This window comes from Hydrogenophaga sp. SL48, assembly GCF_021729865.1.
Taxonomy (GTDB): Bacteria; Pseudomonadota; Gammaproteobacteria; order Burkholderiales; family Burkholderiaceae_C; genus Hydrogenophaga.
Window position 1 is genome coordinate 5,410,952 of record NZ_CP063400.1, and the last position, 22,089, is coordinate 5,433,040.

16 protein-coding genes are annotated in these 22,089 nt (G+C 62.9%); 15 read left to right on the forward strand and 1 reads right to left on the reverse strand.

The genetic code is table 11. The features are described from left to right. Positions 1-3: 3 nt before the first annotated feature. From IM738_RS25820 to IM738_RS25855, 8 genes are all read left to right on the forward strand, one after another. Positions 4-897 (forward strand): NAD(P)/FAD-dependent oxidoreductase, encoded by an 894-nt coding sequence (locus IM738_RS25820; protein ID WP_236963846.1) that lies wholly within the window; start codon positions 4-6, stop codon positions 895-897. A 109-nt stretch (positions 898-1,006) separates the two neighbouring features. Then, complete coding sequence (locus IM738_RS25825; RefSeq protein WP_236963847.1) at positions 1,007-1,888, forward strand: class I SAM-dependent methyltransferase; 882 nt, start codon at positions 1,007-1,009, stop codon at positions 1,886-1,888. Between the two features lie 38 nt (positions 1,889-1,926). Beyond that, on the forward strand, positions 1,927-2,733 hold the full coding sequence (locus tag IM738_RS25830) for an oxidoreductase (RefSeq protein WP_236963848.1): 807 nt from the start codon (positions 1,927-1,929) through the stop codon (positions 2,731-2,733). Positions 2,734-2,780: 47 nt separating this feature from the next. After that, positions 2,781-3,242 (forward strand): methyltransferase family protein, encoded by a 462-nt coding sequence (locus tag IM738_RS25835; protein ID WP_236963849.1) that lies wholly within the window; start codon positions 2,781-2,783, stop codon positions 3,240-3,242. A 212-nt stretch (positions 3,243-3,454) separates the two neighbouring features. Next, positions 3,455-4,912 carry an efflux transporter outer membrane subunit gene (locus tag IM738_RS25840; RefSeq protein ID WP_236963850.1) on the forward strand — a complete coding sequence of 486 codons (1,458 nt, stop codon included), beginning with the start codon at positions 3,455-3,457 and terminating at the stop codon, positions 4,910-4,912. Continuing rightward, on the forward strand, positions 4,909-6,042 hold the full coding sequence (locus IM738_RS25845) for an efflux RND transporter periplasmic adaptor subunit (protein ID WP_236963851.1): 1,134 nt from the start codon (positions 4,909-4,911) through the stop codon (positions 6,040-6,042). The genes IM738_RS25840 and IM738_RS25845 overlap by 4 nt, the downstream gene beginning before the upstream one ends. Further along, a complete protein-coding gene (locus IM738_RS25850) occupies positions 6,039-9,131 on the forward strand; it encodes an efflux RND transporter permease subunit (protein ID WP_236963852.1) in 3,093 nt (1,030 codons plus the stop codon). Before IM738_RS25845 ends, IM738_RS25850 begins: the two co-directional genes overlap by 4 nt. Beyond that, on the forward strand, positions 9,128-9,787 hold the full coding sequence (locus IM738_RS25855) for a hypothetical protein (RefSeq protein ID WP_236963853.1): 660 nt from the start codon (positions 9,128-9,130) through the stop codon (positions 9,785-9,787). Before IM738_RS25850 ends, IM738_RS25855 begins: the two co-directional genes overlap by 4 nt. A 55-nt stretch (positions 9,788-9,842) precedes the next feature. On the opposite strand, the gene IM738_RS25860 is transcribed toward IM738_RS25855, so the two are convergent. Continuing rightward, positions 9,843-10,127: a carotenoid oxygenase family protein gene (locus tag IM738_RS25860; RefSeq protein WP_272907734.1), complete on the reverse strand. Its 285-nt coding sequence runs from the start codon at positions 10,125-10,127 to the stop codon at positions 9,843-9,845. A 45-nt stretch (positions 10,128-10,172) separates the two neighbouring features. On the opposite strand from IM738_RS25860, the gene IM738_RS25865 reads away from it, so the two are divergent. The 7 genes from IM738_RS25865 (at position 10,173) to avs1c (ending at position 21,368) form a co-directional block, all read left to right on the forward strand. Continuing rightward, a complete protein-coding gene (locus tag IM738_RS25865; RefSeq protein WP_236963854.1) occupies positions 10,173-10,316 on the forward strand; it encodes a hypothetical protein in 144 nt (47 codons plus the stop codon). Continuing rightward, the gene (locus IM738_RS25870) at positions 10,304-10,459 is read left to right on the forward strand and encodes a hypothetical protein (RefSeq protein ID WP_236963855.1); all 156 of its coding nucleotides are present in this window, start codon (positions 10,304-10,306) and stop codon (positions 10,457-10,459) included. The genes IM738_RS25865 and IM738_RS25870 overlap by 13 nt, the downstream gene beginning before the upstream one ends. Before the next feature lie 564 nt (positions 10,460-11,023). Beyond that, the gene (locus tag IM738_RS25875; protein WP_236963856.1) at positions 11,024-12,274 is read left to right on the forward strand and encodes an SIR2 family protein; all 1,251 of its coding nucleotides are present in this window, start codon (positions 11,024-11,026) and stop codon (positions 12,272-12,274) included. 116 nt (positions 12,275-12,390) lie between these two features. Further along, positions 12,391-13,971 (forward strand): ATP-binding protein, encoded by a 1,581-nt coding sequence (locus tag IM738_RS25880; protein WP_236963857.1) that lies wholly within the window; start codon positions 12,391-12,393, stop codon positions 13,969-13,971. A gap of 74 nt (positions 13,972-14,045) precedes the next feature. After that, positions 14,046-15,218 (forward strand): AVAST type 1 anti-phage system MBL fold metallo-hydrolase Avs1a, encoded by a 1,173-nt coding sequence (gene avs1a / locus IM738_RS25885; RefSeq protein ID WP_236963858.1) that lies wholly within the window; start codon positions 14,046-14,048, stop codon positions 15,216-15,218. Between the two features lie 10 nt (positions 15,219-15,228). Further along, a complete protein-coding gene (gene avs1b / locus IM738_RS25890; RefSeq protein ID WP_236963859.1) occupies positions 15,229-21,057 on the forward strand; it encodes an AVAST type 1 anti-phage system protease Avs1b in 5,829 nt (1,942 codons plus the stop codon). Between the two features lie 2 nt (positions 21,058-21,059). Next, a complete protein-coding gene (gene avs1c / locus IM738_RS25895) occupies positions 21,060-21,368 on the forward strand; it encodes an AVAST type 1 anti-phage system protein Avs1c (protein WP_236963860.1) in 309 nt (102 codons plus the stop codon). Positions 21,369-22,089: the final 721 nt, after the last annotated feature.

The following is a 22,089-nucleotide window of genomic DNA, read 5'->3' on the forward strand; positions in this document are numbered from 1 at the left end:
ACCATGAATGACGTCATCATCATCGGCGGCAGCTTTGCCGGCCTCGCCGCTGCCCTGCAGCTCGGCCGTGCCGGTCGCAAGGTCACGGTTCTCGATACCGGCCTGCCGCGCAATCGCTTCGCCGGTCACTCGCATGGCGTGCTTGGCCACGATCACAAGCCACCACAGGACATTTTGGCCGCGGCGCGCCAGCAGCTGGCGCGCTATCCCGCGATTAGGTTGGTCGCCACCCGGGCAGACAACATCTCGGGTGCCATTGACGACTTCTCCGTCTTCACCAGCGATGGCGAAACCCTCAAGGCGCGTCGCCTGATCCTGAGCTATGGCGTCGTCGACCAGATGCCCAATGTTCCGGGCTTCGCAGATAGCTGGGGCACGTCCATCGTGCCATGCCCCTACTGCGATGGCTTTGAAGTCGCCGGGCAGCATTGGGGCGTCGTCTGGTCCGGGCCGCAGTCGCACCAGTCCGTCCGGCTGTTCCGCGATTGGACCGACAAGTTGACTGTCTTCGCCGATGGTCATGACATTGCGCCCGAACTCCAGGCCGATCTGGCGCTCCGCAAGATACCCGTTGTGGACGGCCGAATCGTCGAGATCGCGCATCACACCGGCCATATCGAAACCGTCAATCTCGATACCGGCCGCCATGTCGCGGTCGACATCCTGTTCGCCCAGCCGCGCAACAAGCCGTCCGCAAGCCTGCATGAATCGCTGGGCCTCGCCACGGTGGATACGCCCACCGGCATTGTCCTCAAGGTCGACGAGCGCCGCCAAACCAGCATTCCTGGCATTTACGCCGCTGGCGACCTGGCCACGCCCTTCCTGCCCTCGGTCACGCAGTCAACATGGCAGGGCGCGATGGCGGGCATCTTTGCCCAGCAATCGATGCTGGCTTGATAGCGCAGATCCCGTCCCCGATTGCATCGTCGTTTTGGCTGCGCCTCGGCTTCCCATTGCCTCCATCAAACGCCAGCAGGTTCAGAGCGAATCAAAGCAAGGATATGACTTGACAGCGAAAAATGCCAATCAGAACGCCGACTGGGATGATCAGAGCGGGCAGCTCTGGGTCGCAAACCAGACCCGGCTCGACGCCGTGGCGTCGGTGTTCGGCGAGGCCGCGATCGAAGCCGCCGCGCCAGCGACGGGTGAGCGCGTGCTGGACGTCGGCTGCGGCGCTGGCGCGTCGAGTCTGGCACTGGCCGCCCGCGTGGGCCCAGGGGGACAAGTGCTGGGCGTGGACATATCTGAACCATTGATCGGCCGAGCGCGCGAGCTTGCGCCACAGGAAACGTCGGTGCTGTTCGAGGTGGCCGACGCCAGCAGCGCTGATCTGCCCGAGGGCGTGTTCGACATCCTGTTCTCGCGCTTCGGAGTGATGTTCTTCGACGATCCAACGGGGGCGTTCGCACATATGCGACGCGCCCTCAAGCCAGGCGGGCGGGTCGCGTTCGTCTGCTGGCGCGGAGCGGACGAGAACGATTGGATGCGGCTGCCGATGAGTGCGCTCAAGGGCCTTGTCCGGCAGAGCGCGGCGCGCGAACCTGAAGCGCCCGGCCCATTTTCGTTTGGCGACCACGGACGGGTGTCGCACATCCTGGCGGCAGCCGGCTTTACCGATATCACCATCGAGCCCTTCGATGCTTCCGTACCGTTCGGCACAGGAAAGACGCGAGACGCTGCGATCGACGACGCAGTGAGGATGGCGCTCGAGGTCGGCCCGCTGTCGCGCGCACTCTCTGATCTGCCCGACGACATCCGCGCCCGCGCCTCGGCTGCGACACGTGCCGCGTTCGCTGACCTTCCCGGACAGCGGTCGGTGTTGATCAACGGCGCGGCGTGGATCGTCACGGCACGCAATCCGTTCAGGCGTGCCTCCTTACACAACTGATCTCCCTCACTCCCCATCTTTCAAACAAAGGAACTGCCATGTCAAACTCAAAAGTTGTCGTTGTCACAGGCGTGTCGTCAGGCATCGGGCGCGCCGCCGCCATCCGGCTCGCTGAAAAGGGCTGCCGGGTCTTCGGCACCGTGCGCAACCCGGCCAAGGCGCAAGCCATACCCGGTGTGACGCTTATTGAAATGGATGTTCGTGACGAAGCTTCCATTGATCGTGGCATCCAGAACATCATTGCGCAAGCCCAGCGCATCGACGTACTGGTCAACAGCGCGGGCGTGACCTTGCTGGGCGCGACGGAGGAAACGTCGATTGCCGAAGCCCAGACACTGTTCGACACCAACCTCTTCGGCGTCTTGCGCACGACGAAGGCCGTGCTGCCACACATGCGCAAGCAGCGATCCGGTCGCATCGTCAATGTCAGCTCGGTGGTGGGCTTTCTATGTTCGCCGTACATGGCGCTGTATTCGGCCTCCAAGTACGCGGTGGAAGGGCTGTCCGAGTCCCTGGACCATGAAGTGCGCCAATTCGGCATCCGCGTATCGCTGGTTGAGCCCTCTTTCACCAAAACCAACCTCGATCTCAACGCACCCCAGACTGCTGCTCGAATCCCCGACTACAGCAAAGAGCTTGCCATCGTCACCAAAGCCGTCCAGAACAATGTGCAGAAGGCGCCCTCGCCCGAAGGTGTCGTGACGACGATGGTCAACGCGGCATTGGGCCCCTGGCAGATGCGCCATACGCCCAAGGGCGAAGCGTCTCTCCTGGCCAAGCTGCGCCGTTTCATGCCGGCAGGACCGGTTGAGAAGGGCCTGCGCAAGACATTCGGACTGGCCTGAAATCACAAGTGTTCACCGCCGGGTGCTAGATCTCATCGTGTAGTGATATGAGCGCGCTTGAACTGAAGGTTCCTCCCCCCATTGTGGCGCTGGTCCTGGCGCTTCTCATGTGGCTGACGCCAGCCTACGCGGGCCTTGTGCAGATACCCCTGATGGCCCGTGTGCTCTGGGCCGTCCTGTTGGTGTGCATTGGACAAGGTATCGCCATCGCCGGAATGCTTGCATTTCGGCGCGCCAAGACCACTGTGAACCCGGTCAAGGCAAGCCAGGCGTCCTCGTTGGTCGTCCAAGGCGTTTACCGGTACACGCGCAACCCCATGTATGTCGGGCTCTTGCTGGCCCTGTTGGCATGGGCAGTGTTTCTGGCGAATCCGTTTTCTCTCTCATGGGTGGTCTTGTTCGTGCTCTACATCACCCGGTTCCAGATCATTCCGGAGGAACGGGTGTTGACTTCTCTTTTTGGCGCTGAGTACGAGGCCTACAAGGGGAGAGTACGCAGATGGGTATGAAGCCTCACGGGCTTCAGGCGCTTTGCCCTTGAGGAAGTTCTGCGACTGCAAGGCCCAGTTCGCATCCGTCACCGCGTACCTGTTCGCTGCTCGTTTCCAGCACCTTGCTTGACTGCCTGCATGCGGTGTCTCCTCTTCGCCATTGGCCTTATTTTATGTACTTGCAAGTCCATGAATTTTACGTACAATTAATGGACCACGGAGTACACCAAATGAAAACCTCTCCTCTGACACCTACTGCGGTGGCCGCTTTGTCGGTGTTGATCCTGACCGGATGTTCCACACCAGCGCCTCAGGCGCTCTCCCCGTCAGTGCCGCTAGCGGTTAGCTATTCGAACGAACAGCTTGCCGCTTCAGTCCCATCCGATCTCAACGATCGATGGTGGGACGGCTTCGGCGACGCCACGCTGACGCGGCTCGTGAACGAGGCCTTGTCCGCCAACCACGACGTGACCATCGCTTTGCAGCGCGTCGGGCAGGCGCGCGCAGGCGCCGAAGCGCAGGCTTCTCGGCTGTGGCCCACGCTGAGCCTGCAAGCTGCCGCATCGCGCAGCCAGAGCGGGGCTCCTGAACCGGTCAAGCAGGGCATGCCCGACACGCGTGCGCTGCGCGCGGGGCTGGACCTCGCCTGGGAGATTGACCTGGCCGGTGGCGTGCGGGCAGCGCGGGATGCGGCGCAGGCCGATGCGTCTGCCGCGGTTGCGGGCGTCCACGGGGCCCGCCTGCTGGTGGCCAGCGAGGTGGCTCGGCAGTACTTCGTGCTGCGCAGCGCCGAGGAGCGGCTGCGCATCGTGCAGGCCCTGGTAGCCGCCCAGCGCCAGACCGCGGTTCGGGTGGAGAGCCGCTGGCGTGAAGGCCAGGCGAGCGCCTTCGATCTGGACCGGGCGCGCGCCGAGGCGGATGCGCTGGACGCCCAGCTGCCTGCGCTGCGCATGCTGGTCGGCACCACGCACACGGCGCTGGCGGTGCTGCTGGGCCGCAACCCGTCGACCCCTGTGGTCGGCGCGGACAGCGCCTTTGCATGGCCGAAGGCGCGGGCCATCGCTACGGGCCAGCCCAGCGAACTGCTGAGGCGCCGGCCCGATCTCGCCGCCGCAGAGGCCCGCGTTGCCGCCGAAGCACTGCGCAGCGCCGAAGCCCGCGCGCAGTGGTGGCCCAAGCTGTTCCTGAGTGCACTGGTGGGTCGACAGGACCTGCGGCTGAACGCGCTGGACCTGGCGCCGGTGCACTTCTCCAACGTGGCGCTGGCCCTGGCGGCGCCGATCTTCAACGCCGGGCGCATCGATGCCGGCATCCAGGCGCAGTCGGCGCGGGCCGACGAGGCCTTGCTGGCCTGGCAGAAGTCGGTGCTGGTGGCGGTGCAGGAGGTCGAGAACAGCCTGCTCGTGCGCTCGCAGGAAGCCGAGCGCCACGCCGCGCTCGCGCTCACCGTCGAACACCGTCGCCGCTCGCTGCAGCGCGCTGAGTCGCTGCAGCGCGAAGGACAGATCGACCTGCTCGTGCTGCTGGACGTGCAGCGCTCCGTGCTGGCCAGCGAACTTGCCCTGTCGGACAGCCGCCTGCAGCAGGCTCTGGCCGACGTGCAGCTTTTCAAGGCCCTGGGCGGGGGCTTCTCCCTGGCCCAGGCCGATGCCACCCGAACACCCATTGCCGCAAGGACTCCCCAGTGAATCGCATCCTCACCACCCTCTCGCTCTCCAGCCTGGCCACCGCGAGCCTGTGGCTCGCCGGTTGCAGCGAACCGCCGGTGCCCCCGGCAGCCGTCCGGCCGGTTTTCGTGACCACCGTCCAACCGGCCCCCGCGGTCCAGACCCGCAGCTTCACGTCGACCGTCCGCGCACGCATCGAAAGCGACCTGGCCTTTCGCACCGGCGGCAAGGTGGTCGAGCGGCTCGTCGAGATCGGCGACGCCGTGAAGGCCGGCCAGGTGCTGGCGCGGCTGGACCCGGCCGATTACCGGCTGGCCGTCCAGGCCGCCGCCGACCAGGTGCAGGCGGCCACGGTCGATGCCCAGCAGGCGGCGTCCGACGAGGCTCGATTCGGTCGCCTCCTGGCCGACGGCTCGGTGGGTGCCGCCGACCATGAACGCCAGAAGGCCCGCGCCGACGCCGCCGCAGCACGGCTGGACCAGGCCAGTCGACAGCTGGAGCTGGCGCGCAACCGCGAGGGCTATGCCGCACTGGTGGCGCCTTATGCCGGCGTCGTCACCGCGATCCGCTTTGAACGGGGCCAGGTGGTGCCCGAGGGCCAACCGGTGCTCTCGTTGGCGCGCGATGGCGACAGGGAAGTGGTGGTCGACCTGCCCGAAGACTGGGTGGGCCGCGCTCGCAAGCTCACGGCCACTGCCGCTCCTTGGACCGACACGAAGACCTCGCTGCGGCTCGTGCTGCGAGAACTGTCACCGCAGGCCAGCGCCCAAGGCCGAACCTACCGTGCGCGCTACTCGGCCACGCCCGAATCGCGCGCACAGGTGTCGGCGCTACCACTGGGCAGCACGGTGCAGCTGACGCTGGCTGCGCCCCAGGCTGGGCCAGCCTCCGTCCAGCTGCCGGTCAGCGCGCTGGTCAAGGGCAGCGGCCCCGAGGGCGTCTGGACCCTGAACGCACAAGGGTCCGGACTGGTGTTCACACCGGTCCAGGTGGTCGCCATCGACGACTCCACGGTGCGGGTCACTGGCCTGACCGAGGGCAGCCGCGTGGTCAGCGTCGGCGCCCAGAAGCTGGACGCCGGCATTCCCGTGCGAGCCATCGAGCGGTCCACCGAAGCCGCCACGACCGAGACCCCCAAGAGCCGCTCATGAAACGCTTCAATCTCTCCGAATGGGCGGTCACGCACCAGCCCATGGTGCTGTTCCTCATCATCCTGACGCTGGTCGTTGGTCTGTTTTCGTTCAGCCGCCTCGGGCGCCTGGAAGATCCGACCTTCGAGGTGCCGCAGATGACGGCCATCGTGGTGTGGCCCGGCGCCACCGCACAGGACGTGCAGGACCAGGTGCTCAACCGCATCGAGCGCAAGCTGCAGGAGTTGGACCAGTTCGACTACGTGCGCAGCTTCGCGCGCCAGGGCTACGGCGGCATCACGCTGTGGATGAAGGGCGGCAGCAGCAAGGCCGAGCTCGACGAGGCCTGGTACCAGGTGCGCAAGAAGATCGGCGACGTGCGCCAGGAGCTTCCCGAAGGCGTGCGCGGCCCGTTCTTCAACGACGAGTACAGCGACCGCTACAGCGTGCTGTATGCGCTGAGCGCGCCCGAGCTCTCGATGGCCGAGCTGCTGACGGTCACAGAAGACGTGAAGCGCCGCCTGCAGGGCGTGCCGGGTGCCGGCAAGGTCGACGTGCTGGGCAAGCAGGCCGAGCGCGTCTACGTGGAGGTGTCCACGCAGCGGCTGGCGGCGCTGGGCATCCCGCCTTCGGCCGTGTTCGACGCGCTGGCGCGCCAGAACCTGGTGACGCCGGCCGGCTCCGCCGACACCCCGCATGACCGGGTGCAGGTGCGCGTGGACGGCCGCTTCAACGGTGTGCAGGATGTCTCCGGCGTGGCGCTGGACGTGGGCGGTCAGTTGCTGCGACTGGGCGACGTGGCCAGCGTGCACAGCGGCTACGAAGACCCGCCCAGCCTGACCATCCGCCACAACGGCGTGCCTGTGCTCGCCATCGGCGTGTCGATGAAAGCCAACGGCAACGTCACCGAGTTCGGCCAGGCCATGGACGCGCGCATGGCGCAGATCCGCCAGGAGCTGCCGGCCGGCGTGGAGATCGAGCAGTACGCCGACCAGCCGCGCGTGGTGGCCGATTCGATCTGGGAGTTCGAGCGCGCCTTCCTCGAAGCGCTGGCCATCGTGCTGGCGGTCTCGTTCCTGTTCCTGGGCTGGCGCACCGGCATCGTGGTGGCGGCGTCGGTGCCGCTGGTGCTGGGCCTGGTCGCGGCCGTGATGTACGCCGCCGGCTGGAACCTGGACCGCATCTCTCTGGGTGCGCTGATCATTGCGCTCGGCCTGCTGGTCGACGACGCGATCATCGCGGTGGAGATGATGGTGGTGAAGCTGGAACAAGGCGTGGACCGCCTGCAGGCCGCCACCTACGCCTACACCTCGACCGCGTTCCCGATGCTGACCGGCACGCTGGTCACCGCCGCGGGCTTCATGCCGGTGGGCTTCGCCAAGTCCATCGCCGGCCAGTACGCCGGCGGCATCTTCTGGGTGGTGGGCGTGGCCCTCATCCTGTCGTGGCTGGTGGCCGTGGTCTTCACGCCCTACCTGGGCGTGAAGCTGTTGCCCAAGACCCTGGGCCACGGCGCACACCACGATGTCTACGACCGCCCGGTCTACCACCGGCTGCGCCGCGTGGTCGACTGGGCGGTTCAGCGCCGCTTCGTGGTGCTGGCGCTGACGGTGGCGCTGCTGGGCGCCGCCGGTGCCGGCATGACGAAGGTGCAGCAGCAGTTCTTCCCGACTGCGGCGCGCCCGGAACTGCTGGTCGAGCTGCGCCTGCGCGAAGGCGCCTCGTTCGCGGCCACCGAGCAGCAGGTGAAGCGCCTGGAGGCGGTCCTGAAGCAGGACCCGGAGGTCGAGTTCTTCACCGCCTACACCGGAGCCGGCACGCCGATCTTCTACCTGTCGATCCAGCCCGAACTGCCCAACCCCGGTTTCGCGCAGTTTGTGGTCAAGACGGCGGGCATCGAGCAGCGCGAGCGGGTGCGTACCCGCCTGATGGCGCTGTTCGACCAGGACGAAGCGCTGCCCGACGTCAAGGCGCGGGTCACGCGGCTGGAGTTCGGCCCGCCCGTGGGCTTCCCTGTGCAGTTCCGCGTTGTCGGGCCGGACAAGGCCGTGGTGCGCGACATCGCCTACCGGGTGCGCGACGTTGTGCGCCAGAGCCCGCTGGTGCGCGACACGCAGTTGGACTGGAACGAGCAGGTGCGCTCGGTCCAGGTGCAGGTCGACCAGGACAAGGCCCGCCAGCTCGGGCTCACCAGCGCCGACATCCAGGGCCTGGTGCAGACCACGCTGGACGGTGCGCCGGTCACGCAGATCCGGCGCGGCGAAGAACTGATCGACGTGGTCGTGCGGGCCACGCCCGAAGAGCGCAAAAGCATCGGGCAGATCGGCGATTTGCAGGTCTTCTCACGCAGTGGTGTGTCCATTCCGCTGTCGCAGATCACCCGCATCGAGCCGAGCTATGAGGAGCCGGTGCTGTGGCGGCGCAACCGCGACATGGCGCTCACCGTGCGCAGCGACCTCGCGGACGGTGTGCAGGGGCCCTATGCCACGGAGCAGATCCGACCCTCGCTCCAGCCGATCGTGGACAGCCTGCCCGCCGGCTACCGCATTGAAGAAGGTGGCGCCATCGAGGAAAGCGACAAGGCCAACGCTGCTCTGTTCGCGGTGTTCCCGGCCATGTTCGCCGTGATGCTGACGCTGCTGATGATCCAGCTGCAGAGCTTCTCGCGCCTCGCCATGGTGTTCATGACCGGGCCGCTGGCGATCATCGGCGTCGTGCCTGCGCTCCTGATCTTCCAGGCGCCGTTCGGCTTCGTCGCGCTGCTGGGCGTGATCGCGCTGGGCGGGATGATCATGCGCAACTCGATCATTCTGGTCGACCAGATCGACCAGGACATCGCCCGCGGCGTGGCGCCGTGGACGGCCATCGTCGATGCCACGGTGCGGCGCTCGCGCCCGGTCGTGCTGACGGCCGCCGCGGCGGTGCTGGCCATGATCCCGCTCACGCGCAGCGTGTTCTGGGGGCCGATGGCGATCTCGATCATGGGCGGGCTGGTGGTGGCCACGGCGCTGACGCTGGTCTTCGTGCCGGCCCTCTATTCCGCCTGGTTCCGCGTGCGGCGTGACAGCGCAGCGCCAGAGGCCGTGGCCTCCGGGATGAGGCTGGCATGAAGCTTGAGGGAGCCGTCGCACTGGTCTTCGGAGCCGACAGTGCCTTGGGCGCAGCGGTCGTGCGGGGACTGTTCGCAAGGGGTGTGGCCAAGGTCTACGCAGACGCACCTTTGGAAAGCTGCGAAATTTCGTTGTCCCGCTCGGTCCCCTTGTTCGTGGACATCGGCAAGCAGGCGCGTGCCGCAACGCTCGCGCGAGACCTGACCGACGTCACCCTGCTCGTCAATTGCCTAGTGGCCGAGCACAGTATCGCATCTCCACACGAAGGCTCGGACCAGCCGGCGCTGCATCCGCAAGGGCCGACCGTGGGCCGCACCCTGAAGCTGATCGATGCGGTCGCGCCAGTGCTTGCGGCCAACGGCGGGGGTGCGATTGTCAACGTCATGAGCGTGCTCCACGCCGATCAGCTCTCGGCCACCAAGGCGCCCACAAACGCGCGACCCCTAGCGGAATGGATGCTGGCCGACGGTCTGCAGGGTCGGCTGGCGGCGCAAAGGACGCAACTGCTGTTTTTCGGCGCGCAACTCGTCGTCGGTGCTGGAGAACAGATGCTCGACGATCAGCGAGCGCTGGCAGCGCACATCGCCACAAGGATGCTTCATCAGCTTGATGCCGGTGATGGGCACGACAGAATCGGCTTCGCGCGTTACAGATGAGGAAACACGGGCGCCCCTTTGGCTCGCCGCGCTGCGCTGACGGCGGTCAGGATCTTCAAGCCGCCACAAACGCACCGTGCAGGCCCAGCGGCAGCGAATGCGGCAGGGTGGCCTGCGCCAACGGGCCGTCGTGCAGGTCGTCAGCGGCGAAGCAGGACAGCAACGTGTTCTTCTGCGCCAGGTCGTGCGCGGTGCCGACCAGCCAGCCCGGGCTTGAACCGTCGGGCACGAAAAGGTGCTCTTCCACTATGGTCTGCGGACCGGGGCAGTAACGCCGCGAAACGCCGGTCTCCATATCGGTGGCCGCAATTTGATCAGGCCGCGCGCTGACAAGGGCCAAGGGGTGTATTTGGTCCAGGCGGCGCTCATCGCCGAAGAGCTAAACGTGGCCTGGGGCCAATTCAAGGTCGACCCCGGGCCGCCCAGCGTCTCTTGTTCCAACAGCGTGTTGATGGGCGACATGGTCTTTCCCACCGCCGCCACCAGCGAGACCTTCATGACCACACTGGGCGTAGCATGGGCGGCGTGATTGGCAAGGTGCTGTGCATGCGGCTGACTGGCGGCTCGAACACTGTCCCCGACGCGTTCGACAAGCTGCGACTGGCCGGTGCCGTCGCGCGGCAGATGCTGGTGGCGACCGCGGCCCAAAAGACGAACGTCGCCGCAGCGTAGCTCAGGACCGCTTTGGCAGTGGAGTTCACCCCGCCACCAGCTGCGCAAGCTGAACCTGGCGTGAAGGCTGATTCACTGAAATCCCAACCAGGTGGCTTGCGCTTCTTGGACTTGACGACTTTGCCAGCATGTAGCCCGCGACCGTGCCCAATACCTCAATGCCGGCCTTTGCCAGAACACGAGAACCCGATCACACTGGGCGTCCGCTTCTCGGAAGTCTGTATCGATTTCCGCATGTCAGCTCAGGGGCGGAAGGTGTAGTCCGACCTATGCATCTGAGCGGCAGCAACCAGCCTTCAAGCGACCTTCGGTTTTTCAAGTTCGGCTGTGCAGCGACTCCGGTCCAATGACTAGCTGCAGCAAACGTCCGCACTGAGCAGGAAAGCCATCACCCAAGACCGTCCAAGCGCATTGCTGTGTCCTGCGTCCCTATGCACGTGCCGCTCCCTGATAGCCGGATATTCGCGGCGAAGTGGGCCTTCAGGCGCCCGCTTTGACCTCATACACAATAAGATACAAACAACGCGAAGCTAGCCATCCGGCAGCTTGCTGGGAGGCTCCGTCGTGCAAGTTCTGAGTTTCAAGACCAATGGTCAGTGGCTGGCAGTCGTACCGCAACTTCCGCCCATCCCTGGAGCCGCACAACCGGCTGCACCTGCTTCTGAAGACCCTGCGACGGCTGAAGCCAAGCGAGCGCTGTCCGACGTCATGCGCTGCAGCAACCTCGTTGTGCTTGCCGGCTTGGGTACATCGCTTTGTGTGCAGCCGGCCGTCGCCAACGGCCCGAAGGCGCCGACCATGTGGGACCTCTGGCAGCAGATTGGCGCGCGGCAAGTCGCGGCGGCGGCTGCGGCAATTCCAGTCGGCCCGAACTTCCAGCAGCTCCTTACTTTGGTAGGGCATCCTGCCGCAAAAACCGACATTGAGGCACTGATGTCACGCTGCCGGCTCGCCGAGTCGTTCCTGACCGGTGCCCAGAAAGATGAAGTGACGAAGTTCGTCGCCCTTGCCGAGGCGCACATCATTGCCGCCACCAACTTCCTGGAGCACAACCACCCATTGCCAGTCCACACCGAATTTCTACGGCGCGCGGCACGTCGCCCGCAGCGCAAGTCGCGGATGAAGGTGTTCACAACCAACTACGACCGTTGCTATGAAGAGGCCGGCCGCCAAGGCCGCTACGTCGTGGTGGACGGTTTTTCGCACACAGTTCCACCGACTTTCGATGCGATCCACTTCAGCTACGAGACAGTTCGGCGCCTGGGTGACAGCGAGTCTTTTGACCCGATTCCGAACTGCTTCCACCTGTACAAGCTCCACGGTTCAGTGGATTGGCAGCGGCAGGAGCCCTCGGGCGAAATCATGAAGTGGGTGACAGGTGGCAAGCCGGTATTGATTTACCCGCGGAACTCGAAGTACGAGCTGGCGTTCGAGCAGCCCTACCTTGAGATGATAGGGGCGTTCCAGACGGCGGTGCGAGAACCGGATACCGGGCTGCTCGTTGTGGGCTTCGGCTTCAATGACAACCATCTGGCCGAGCCCATCATGTCCGCCATCCGTTCCAACCTGTCCATGAAGATCGTGGTGGTGAGCCCGGGCCTGGCCCCCTGGAACAACGGAGTGGTCAACGGGCCTGGCGAGTGCGAGAACAACAAGTATCTGGGCCAGCTGAAGAGTCTTGCCGTCGCCGGCGACGCACGGATCACGCTGCTCAACTGCGGATTTGAGCAGATGGTGCCGTTCGTGCCTGACCTCGCGGCCGAAACCGACCTCGAGCGCCATGTCGCTCGGCTGCGCAACATCGGTGTCGCATGAGCGGGCTAGTCGTTTCGCCATTCGATAGGCAGCGCTACGTCGGCTCCGTATGCACCGTTCGGCCGGCGACAGTCGAGGTCAACTTGCCGTTCGCATCACATCCCGGGAGCGGTCACGTGGCCGGCTACTCGCTCCAACGTGGTCAGGTCGGAGAGTTCGTCCTCATTGAGGGAGAAGAGCACGCAGTGCTTGGCCGCCTTATCGAGACCAGGCTGCCCGAGCGTGACCGATTGACGGTCGAACCGACGCACGAGCGAGACGAGCGGCCGATTCCCGTCGGCGTGGTCCAACTCCTTACGGCTGTCGACCTTGAGACCGGCACTCCGTTGCGGGGCATCCCCATCTCGCCGCGCATCGGCCAGCACGTCTTCTCGGCCCATCCATTGGTCATGAAGCAGGTCGTCGAGGCGGGCATTACGCCGGAAGCTCAGCGCATCAACCTTGCCAGGTTCCCGCATGCCCGAGACACCCTGGTGTCGCTATCGCCAAGTCAACTTTTGGGCCGGCACTGCGCAGTGCTTGGCGCCACCGGCGGTGGCAAGAGCTGGACGCTGGCTCTTCTCGTCGAGGAAATTGTTCGGCTTGGCGGCAAGGCGATCCTATTCGATGCGACTGGCGAGTTTCAAACTCAGGTCCACCCAGGGATCACGCACGTTCATCTCGGTGGCCGCAAGGTCGACCAGAACGACTCGCGTCGTTTCCTGAGCTTCCCGTACTGGGAATTGACGGAGTCCGACCTGTTCGTCTTGTTGCGCCCGAGCCCTGGCGTGCAGGCGCCTAAGCTGAAGGAAGCACTGCGGAGCCTGAAGATCGCGCAGCTGGTTCAGGGCATGGCGACGAACGGCCTGATTCGCAAGTCGGGAACGCCGCGACTCCCGTTCGAGGCGGCTTGTGTGCAGCATGGGCTCGCGCTGAGGCGCACGGGCACTTACTTCGACATCGGGCAGCTCTCAAATCAGATTTGGGAGGAGTGCGTCTACCCCTCCGGCTTTCAAGCTCAGGCGGCAAACTGGGGTGGACCGAATCCAAACGAACAGTCCGCCTGCGCGACGCTCATGTCGCGGATCGAGAGCGAGCTTGCGTCGCCCAACCTGGAGTGCCTGTTCGCACCGGCGGGCCTGGAGTCACTACCAGGCGTCATCGAGGCCTTCCTGGCGGACCCGGCGCAGCGAGTGCTGCGTATCAGCCTGGAGTTCCTCTCCTTCGAGCACAACGCTCGAGAAGTGGTCGCCAATGCGGTCGGACGTTATCTTCTGGGCTTGGCGCGCCAGGGCCGTTTCATGGCCAATCCAGTCGTGGCGATCCTTGATGAAGCGCACCAGTTTCTGGACAAATCAGTCGGTGACGAGTTCTCCAAGACAGACTTGGACGCGTTCGGGCTGATTGCCAAGGAAGGCCGAAAGTATTCGCTCACCTGCGTGCTGGCCACCCAGCGGCCACGGGACATCCCTGAGGATGTGTTGAGTCAGATGGGCATGTTCATTGTCCACAGGCTCATCAACGAACGGGATCGGAACATCGTGGAGAAGGCCTGTGGCGACCTAGATGCGTCTGCCGCAGCATTCCTGCCGACTCTTGGCCAAGGTGAGGCCATGGTAGTCGGTGTCAGCTCGCCGATGCCGCTGCCTGTCGCCATCAATCGACCCGCGCGGCCGCCTTCCTCAAGGTCTGCAGATTACGAAAACCTGTGGGGATAGCACATGGCCGAATCTACCTACACGAAGCGCTTCGCCGTACTGGGACACCAGCGAGTGAGTCGGTACTGTTTTGCATGCTCAAGATAAAGATGTACCCGGCTAAGAACGGGGATGCCCTTCTTGTTAGCGCGTTCGGTACTCACATCCTTGTAGATGCTGGCTACGGAAGCACCTTTGACGAGCACATTGCTCCCGACCTGAAGCATCTCTCAGGCGAAGGGTATCGGTTGGACTTGCTTATCTGCACTCACATCGACCGGGACCATATTGCTGGAGTTATCGAGTTCATCTCCGCGAACGGGCCAAGCAGCGCGCGGAGCGTGATTGATGTCAGCCAGGTTTGGCACAACAGCCTTCGCTCGCTCTCGTGGCCTGCTGGAAAGCCCGATAGCACGTATGACCGTCAAGTACTGGAGGCGATCAGGAAGCGAGGGTTTCCGCTGCCACGATCTGCTGGGGCAAGTGCAAACACGATCGGGGCGAAACAGGGAAGCTCTTTGGCACGGCTCCTAAGAGACCACAACTACCGATGGAACGACGTCGATGGCACGACGCCGGTTAAGAGCGATCGACCACCCGAAGCGTTGGCGAATGGCGTTCTCGTCCACCTGCTCGGTCCAACGAAGACTCGACTGGAAGAGCTTCGCGCCTGGTGGCTCAGGGAGATGCGCAGACTTTCCTACAAGGGGACCGCGGCGATCGACACCATCATTGAGGACGCATACGAGATGGTTTGCGCTTCCGCGCGACAGCACGTCGTGCCAACGGCGAAAACGATCTCCTCGGCGAGCAAAAAAAGACTTCGTGACGTGTATGTGGCAGACGACTCTCTAACCAATGGCAGCTCGATTGCCGCGATCGTTGAAGGCGGAGCCAAACGCTTGCTGCTGTTAGGTGACGCGTGGGCTGAAGACATCGCCGCGGAGTTGCGGAGAACCCACGGCGGCGACAGTTTGAAGCTATTCGATGCCATCAAGGTGTCACACCATGGCAGCTTGCGCAACACCAGCGTAGACCTCCTATCGCTCATCGACGCACCGCTTTTCTTGATCTCGACCAATGGGTCAGGACACGACCACCCGAACTTTGAGGTTCTGGCAGAGATAGTCGATAGGCCGGCTGCGTTTGAACGAACTATCTACTTCAACTACGAGACACCAGCTTCCACTCGCCTGAAAGCGCACTTATCGAGGTCAGGGGCGAGGTTCAACGTGCGCATCACGCAGAATGATTGGATTCAGGTTTAGGGAGAGAAGAATGACAGAAGAGGAAGTGAAGCTCGCGACGTGCCAAGTACTAGGCCTCGGTGAAGTCGGCACCGGCTGGCTCGTATCGGCGAACCACGTCCTGACGGCCTATCACTGTCTTGGCGACGAGGCCGCCGAAGGAGCGGTCATCGAGGTGAGCTTCGGTGTCGGGCCATCAGCGTCGAAAATTTCGGCGATCGTTGACGCCTTTGAGGAACGGTTGGATGTTTGCCTGCTGCGCCTTGCCGATGCCTCAGAGCTAACGCCCATTCCCGTGCACGCCGAAGTCGTACGCCCAGGCGAACGATGGCAGGCGTTCGGATTTCCGGTCACCAAGCTGCTGATCGGCGGGGTGTTCTCGGGAACGGTTCAGCAATCGTTGACCGAGTTGGCCAACGGCGTGGACCTAGACCTTTCAGTCAGCCCTGAAACGGCTCTATCCGACTACCGAGGATTGTCCGGCGCCGCCCTCATCACCGCATATGGCTGCCAGGGGATGCTGCGCGTCAGCGTCGACAACTCACTCGGCGCAGTCAGCATGGAGTCCATGAGCGGCTTTCTAGCCGAAAACAACCTGCTCCCCGAAGAGGAGGCGGTTGAGGACGGCGCGTCGCCCTTCGCATCGCGCCCGGCGTTTGACGAGGTTTTCGAATCCACCTTAGTCCAGGCCTCAGGTGGTTATCTTTTCCTGGATGGTGCGCACGGGATCGGCAAGTCCACCTATTGCCGCGGCTTCAGTCCGAATTCTGAAGCCGTCGAGACACTTGGGGTCTATGGCTTCACCGAGCGAAGCCACGGCTTCACCCCGTCACTTCAGGCGCAGCCGGAAGTATTCGTCGACTGGCTGACAACCCTCGTATCAACTCGAGCAACGGGCAAACCGGCTCGATTGAGGGAACGCACCTATGCGCAACTGATTCAGGCGACTCACCAGGCTCTGGGCGACTTGGCGAGTCGCTGCGCAGCCAGGGGGCGGGTCGGCTTATTGTTCATCGACGGTGTTAACGAGGTGGCTGCACTTGGATGCGACACCCTCGAGCGATTTGTTGGCCTTCTTCCCACAACCATCCCAAAAGGACTGAAGGTCGTGGTGGTAGGCGCGGGTCTGGACGCGATAGCGAATCGCCTTGGACTGCTACTTCAAGGGGCCAAGAGGATGACGCTTCCGGCGCTGGAAGAGGATATCCAGTACCGGCTGTGCGCGCGCTCGCTTGATGAAGACAAAGCTACGCCTAGCCTGGTCTCTGCCCTGTGCGAACGCGCGAGGGGTCATCCGCTGTACCTTCGGTATCTCGTCGATCTCGTGAATGGCGGAGCCGACGTGAACGACCTGGAGGCGTTGCCGCCCTTCAGCGGGTCGATTGAGGACTACTACGAGAGGATCTGGTCCAGGCTGCTTGTTGATGCCGACGCAATCAACCTGCTGGGCATCATCGCTCGACTTCGATGGGGGATCCCGACGAGCGACTTGATGGGGATGCTCACCGCGTCAGAGTCGGCAGCCTTCGTCCCCACGATCACCCGCATCCGTCACTTACTGTCGGGGCCGAGCACGACGGAGGTCTATCACTCGTCGTTCTCAGATTTCGTCGTCCACAAGACTTCAACCCAGAGCGATTGGATCCAAGGTCGACTGTCAGACTACTGCGTGCAGCCAGGCAGCGGAGAGTACGGAGAACTCAATCGGGTCTTCCATGGACTGCTCAGCCGCACGGAGAAGAAGCTGACGGCACTCGCGGAGTGTCAGCAGCGCTGGGTCGACCGATGCGTTCTTCTCGGCGCTGAGCCGGATGTGCTCCTTGGAGACATAGAGGACTCGCTGAATGCCGCCATTCAGGTAGGGACAGCTACGGAGATCGTCCGTCTGCTGCTGCTGTCGCAAAGGCTCAAGTTTCGCTACGACACTCTGTTCGCGCAGTCTGCCAGCTTGGCTGCGGAGGCCCTCATTGCGCTGGGTAAGACTGAGCAGGCACTCCGTCATATCCTCAGACATGGCCAGCTCATAGTCGATCCTGGAGAAGCGTTTTCAATCGTTAGACGACTCATTGAAGCGGGGCATCCCGAGGAAGGTGTCAGGGTGCTGCGCAAAGTGGATACGCTGCTGCACTCGACCCTCACGCGGGACAGAGTCAAGCTGAATGAGTACTTCGACGCTGCGTCGATTCGGCTCCAAGGCTACGCATTGGCTGACCACGCGGGCGCTGAGACCTCAAGAGACGATTTTCTTGAGCACCTTGTGAGTCTAGTCAGTGACCCAAGGAACAACATTTCTCGGGAGAATGGACAGCGTCTCCTGACCGATTTGATCGGCAACATGTTTGGTACGGCAGTCTGTGTAGCCCATGCTTACAAGCCCTTGGCACTGATCCCGATACCACCCGGGACGCCCGACAAGTACCAAGCCCTCTCCCTCCTATCCATTCTTAGGCACGCGCACATTCACGCGCGCCACTACGACGCCCGACTTCCCAAGGACAAGCTGGGCATGTTGCTTGAAGACATCAGCGGCAAGGTCGATGACACCCTGACGCCCGAGGAGAAGGAATTTGGAGTTGTTGACCTTCTGATCGAGGCTTGCGCCAGCCCCACATTGGTGGAGCGCTACGCCAAAGGTCTGGAGTGGGAAGCAGGTGCGCTACCTCTTTACACGGAGAACAAGTCGCTTGCTGACAGCCGGGCCTTCATAGAGGGCTACTCGCACCTGAGAGCCGCCTATTTCCTGAATCGAAATCAGGTCCTTCCCTCGCCCGCCTCCTTAGAGCCCCACGAGTGGGAGGAGCGCCTCGATACCTTGGCCAGAAGCGTCATATGGCTGGATGCAAAAGCCCGCCGTGCCTATGCCTCAAACGACCAACAAGGACTCGCCGCCGCCAAGGCTTACCTGACCGAAGAGGTACTGCCGTGCTTCAAGCTTCAGCTTGCATCGCGCGTTCAGTGGCCAGTTGCCTACTTCGTCCCTGAGAACATCGTACCGATCCTTTACGGATGCCTGACCGACGTCTGCCTGGATTGTCTGCCAGGCGAGATCGGCGACCTCGTCGGCGTCATCGAGCAGGCGTTCGAGGACCAACTAGGTTTGTACAACGAAGGGTTCCGTCGCTCTCTGCAAACGGTGATGATGATGCTCGTCAATGCGGGCGTCTCAAGCGACTTAGAGGACCGCGTCTTCGAGCTGCTGCTCCGCTGGAGGAACTACGTCAGGGACAACGTGCAGAACCGGCATGAGCTTGTGCCCGAGCTGCTATCCATGGTGCCGCTGCTCGCCCGAATGGGCTCCTCGGATGAAGCACTGCGCACCTACGAGTCCGTCCTCGCCGTTTCGATGGGCCCGAGCTGGTACAAGGAAGATCAGTTCTCGGTGATGTCTCGCGTGCTCGAGGCTCTCCCGTTCGACGCCGAAGTCGCTTCAACTTCTCTCGCACAGATTGCCGCGCTCTTGGAGCGTGCCAGCGGTGAAATGACCTTCCAGCGGTACGTCCGCGCCGACAAAGGCACTTTCATTGGGGAGCTGAGCCGGCGCGGGCTGTATTCGCAGGCGGTTCGCTACTTTCAGCACCAAGCATCCGGAACGCTCGATGAGATGCGGGCCCAAGCTTCAGACGGCGATCTTGACCGCGTTGCCCCCCTCGTCGGGATGCGTTATCCAGGCGGCCAGCTGGAAGAGCAGACCTCGCTGAACGAGCTTCTTAAGCACACAGGTAGCAAAGCCGACTGGCGAGTGCGATGGGCGCTACTTGAGGTTTATCAGCATGGCGACGAACGTCACCTCAGAGATTGGGGGCCAGCGTATGCAGCGCTCATCCAAGAGGTGTCAGGGCATCCAACCGACCTGGCATGGACGATTCAGCGAATCGACCGTATCGCACAAGCCATGAACCCGGAGCGAGCCTGGATGCTGCTCCGGCACCTTTCGGATGCGCTACCGGACTCGTTGCTTGGTCACTTCTCTACACTGCTTGACCAATGCCGGGACTTCTTCAGTCCGAGGGCGCTTGAAGATCTGGGGCGACGCTTCGGGACGAGCGACAAGTTAAGCACAACAGGTTCAGCACAGTCTGAGGCCTCGAAAGATCCGGACGCTACCAAGGATGCTGCCAAGAAGGAGAGAGAGGAGGAAAGCGCTGAGGACCAGCATGTCTTGCCCGGTACCATTGGAACGCACGCATCCGTGCGCAAGGCCGAAGAGGCCCTAGAATCGGCTCGCAGGCATGTTAAGCGAAAGAACATCTCCGCCGCCATCGAGCAGGCAGTCTTGGCCCTGCGAGCGGTGCAGGACGGCGGCTGGTCGATCTGGTCGCACGGGCATCCGGCCAGGATGGCCGACCTTGTCATCTCCGAGAACGTGGCCTCGGCTGACGAACTGGCCCGACTTTATGGACCGCTTGCACTTCGCGAGCAACACAGTCAGAGCTGGAGCGTTGCCTACCAGCTCATCGGTCTGATCGGGCCGAAGCTTGATTCCAACCAGCGGGCGCAGTTGCTTTTTGTGGCGACCGACCATGTTCGTGAGCTGATCGGGGACGCACCGCTGGAGAATTTTGAGTACATCGGCTCCATGGAGTCGGCCGAGGCATCCGACGCCCTTTTAGACCTATTGCTGTGGGCGCTCGACCACCCCAGTTGGGAGCGTCGGGACTCAGCGGCGGCGATGGTGCTCTGGCTTCTTCGAAGCGACGACAAATGGATGCCGAGGTTGGCACCCCTCGCCTTCTCGATGGAGATGGGGAGTCGCGCGGATATCGCTGCGGCCTCGCTGGACATTCTTTCGCGTGAGAGCCCTCAAGCTCTGTGGGAACACATCGTTCCCTTCATCGGCGTCGAGCGGTTGTCGCAAACCTGCTCCCATTCAGGCCGCTACGCAACGCTTCTTCGCATTGCGGATCGCGCGGCATCGAAAGGTGTTGCTTCGGCAACCGAAGCTGCCAGCTTACTGCGTGCGAAGCGCGTCGTGCCCCCGACCCAAGGCAGCGCCACCGAAGAGCCTCTGCAACCAAACCAAGTGCCCTCGACGCTTAACGGTGCACTCCGCGAGCTACACGCGGCCGGGCTCTTGGACGAGGGCGTTTTCTCGCGTGCCGCTTCGATCCTCAGGAACCTGTGTGGCACACACTCATTTGCTGATGCTCAACAACTCGAAACGCTTGCGGCAGAGAGATACCGAGAACCAGACGTTGTTCCCGACCGATGGGCCGCGAGGGTTCGGTATGCGCTGAATGTCGCGCTCTTCGCGCCCGCGACCATCGAGCAGATTGGGAAGATTGAAGCCGCACTTCGAATCTACAACCCAGAGTCCCTGATCGAGCCTCCCGATGGGAGGCCGCTCATCTCAAGCTTGATTGCCGCGATTGAATCCGGCAAGGAACCGAGCTATGTGCCATCAAGCGGGGACCTCGTATTCTTGGATCTGCAGTGTTACCTAGAACGTCAATTTCAGCCCATCAAGGTGGATCTCACATCTCATCTCCTACCGCCTGGACAGTTGACACCCCAACAGGGTCCGCTTGGAGCATTCAAACCAACGGAGCTTCCTAGACCCGGGCCAGGCGAACAGCTCACGGTCTGCAGCCGCGTCAAAACCGGCCTCGCCCACTTTGGCGCCCTCACACCAGCGATAGCGAGCCCGCGTTTCATTCAATTTCTGCAGACGTCAGCCTCATCAATGGTCAGGCACCACTGGAGAGACGGCCGCACGGTCAGATCGTGGGCCAGCAGTCGGCTTCACGAGGTATCCATGCTCGCCATCCGTCGCGATGCACTCGTGCTCCCTCCTGGCTGGCGAATGCAATGGGTCCTACGGGTCAATGGAAGGGTGCGAGCCGTCCTTCATAAGGACAAATGACGATGCTTCCAAAGCTTACGACTATGCACACGCCCACGACAAGAATCGAGTTCGAAGAGCGTATAAACCTCGTGCACGAGCATCTCGAGTCCGGAAAGATGCATCCCCAAGGCATGGAGGGGTGGATAAACGTCCGCCTTTTGCCCAACGGCCGAATCGACATGCTCAGCGTTGACGAGATGATCCGTCTGAATGCCAACATGTCCTATCAGATGGCTGCCACCGATATGGGGGAAAGGCTCAGGAGGACGGCTGAGCTTGGGGAGGGTGCGGAAGACGCTGACGCTGAGGATGACGACGTTGAGTTTTAGGCAGTAGCGTCACACAAACTCGACACCGAAGGTCAACGTCTCATCAAAGCGGTCGAAGGTGCTCTTCCGGTGAAGCGTCCGCACGCGCCAGAAGTACAACGACCGCACCTGAGAGGCCGGTGCGCCCGATGGCGTCCGGTAGGCGGTGCCTCTGGAGACCAGAGCCGTGCCACAATTTCCATCGAATTGCATTGGACGAACAGGTCCCCATCCCGCATTCCAGTAGCAAAGGTCTGCGACGACGTCGCTACCTGACTTGATCTCAAGGTGCCCGTCGCGAGGAGTGACCCCAAGATGCCTGTGACCGGGCATCGTAGGCAGGAAGAGCCGCCCAGGGTACATATCACGTTGAAGGTAGCCAAGACGGTCCAAGCCCAGCGGCTTCGCCAATGGCCAAGCCCTGCTCTTTTCATCCACCAAGGCAGCCAGATTCGGGCAAACCACGAGAGTCGTTGTGCTCAAAGGCTCAGGGCCTTCGCTCGAGAGCATCCTCCCGGTCCGCCATTCGTCCTTCAAATGGTCGGCTAGGGCGGCGTCAGCGACGCTGTCACTGACCTACCCCCCACCAACCGTACCAATCTGAAGGTTGTGAAGTCCGTCAACTCGATGTCCCCAGTGCCCCATCCAGCCAACAATCGTGACTTCGCTTGTGACGAGGCCCGACGACCGCTTAGTGCAAGGTAGCGGGAATATACCCTCCGTCAACGACCGGCTCCAATCG

What these genes read in the sequence shown, in the direction of transcription:
- IM738_RS25840 (WP_236963850.1), top strand. Translation starts at nt 3,455, where the DNA reads ATGAAAACCTCTCCTCTGACACCTACTGCGGTGGCCGCTTTGTCGGTG.
- IM738_RS25855 (WP_236963853.1), top strand. Translation starts at nt 9,128, where the DNA reads ATGAAGCTTGAGGGAGCCGTCGCACTGGTCTTCGGAGCCGACAGTGCC.
- avs1c (WP_236963860.1), top strand. Translation starts at nt 21,060, where the DNA reads ATGCTTCCAAAGCTTACGACTATGCACACGCCCACGACAAGAATCGAG.
- avs1b (WP_236963859.1), top strand. Translation starts at nt 15,229, where the DNA reads ATGACAGAAGAGGAAGTGAAGCTCGCGACGTGCCAAGTACTAGGCCTC.
- IM738_RS25820 (WP_236963846.1), top strand. Translation starts at nt 4, where the DNA reads ATGAATGACGTCATCATCATCGGCGGCAGCTTTGCCGGCCTCGCCGCT.
- IM738_RS25835 (WP_236963849.1), top strand. Translation starts at nt 2,781, where the DNA reads ATGAGCGCGCTTGAACTGAAGGTTCCTCCCCCCATTGTGGCGCTGGTC.
- IM738_RS25830 (WP_236963848.1), top strand. Translation starts at nt 1,927, where the DNA reads ATGTCAAACTCAAAAGTTGTCGTTGTCACAGGCGTGTCGTCAGGCATC.
- IM738_RS25850 (WP_236963852.1), top strand. Translation starts at nt 6,039, where the DNA reads ATGAAACGCTTCAATCTCTCCGAATGGGCGGTCACGCACCAGCCCATG.
- IM738_RS25870 (WP_236963855.1), top strand. Translation starts at nt 10,304, where the DNA reads ATGGGCGGCGTGATTGGCAAGGTGCTGTGCATGCGGCTGACTGGCGGC.
- avs1a (WP_236963858.1), top strand. Translation starts at nt 14,046, where the DNA reads ATGCTCAAGATAAAGATGTACCCGGCTAAGAACGGGGATGCCCTTCTT.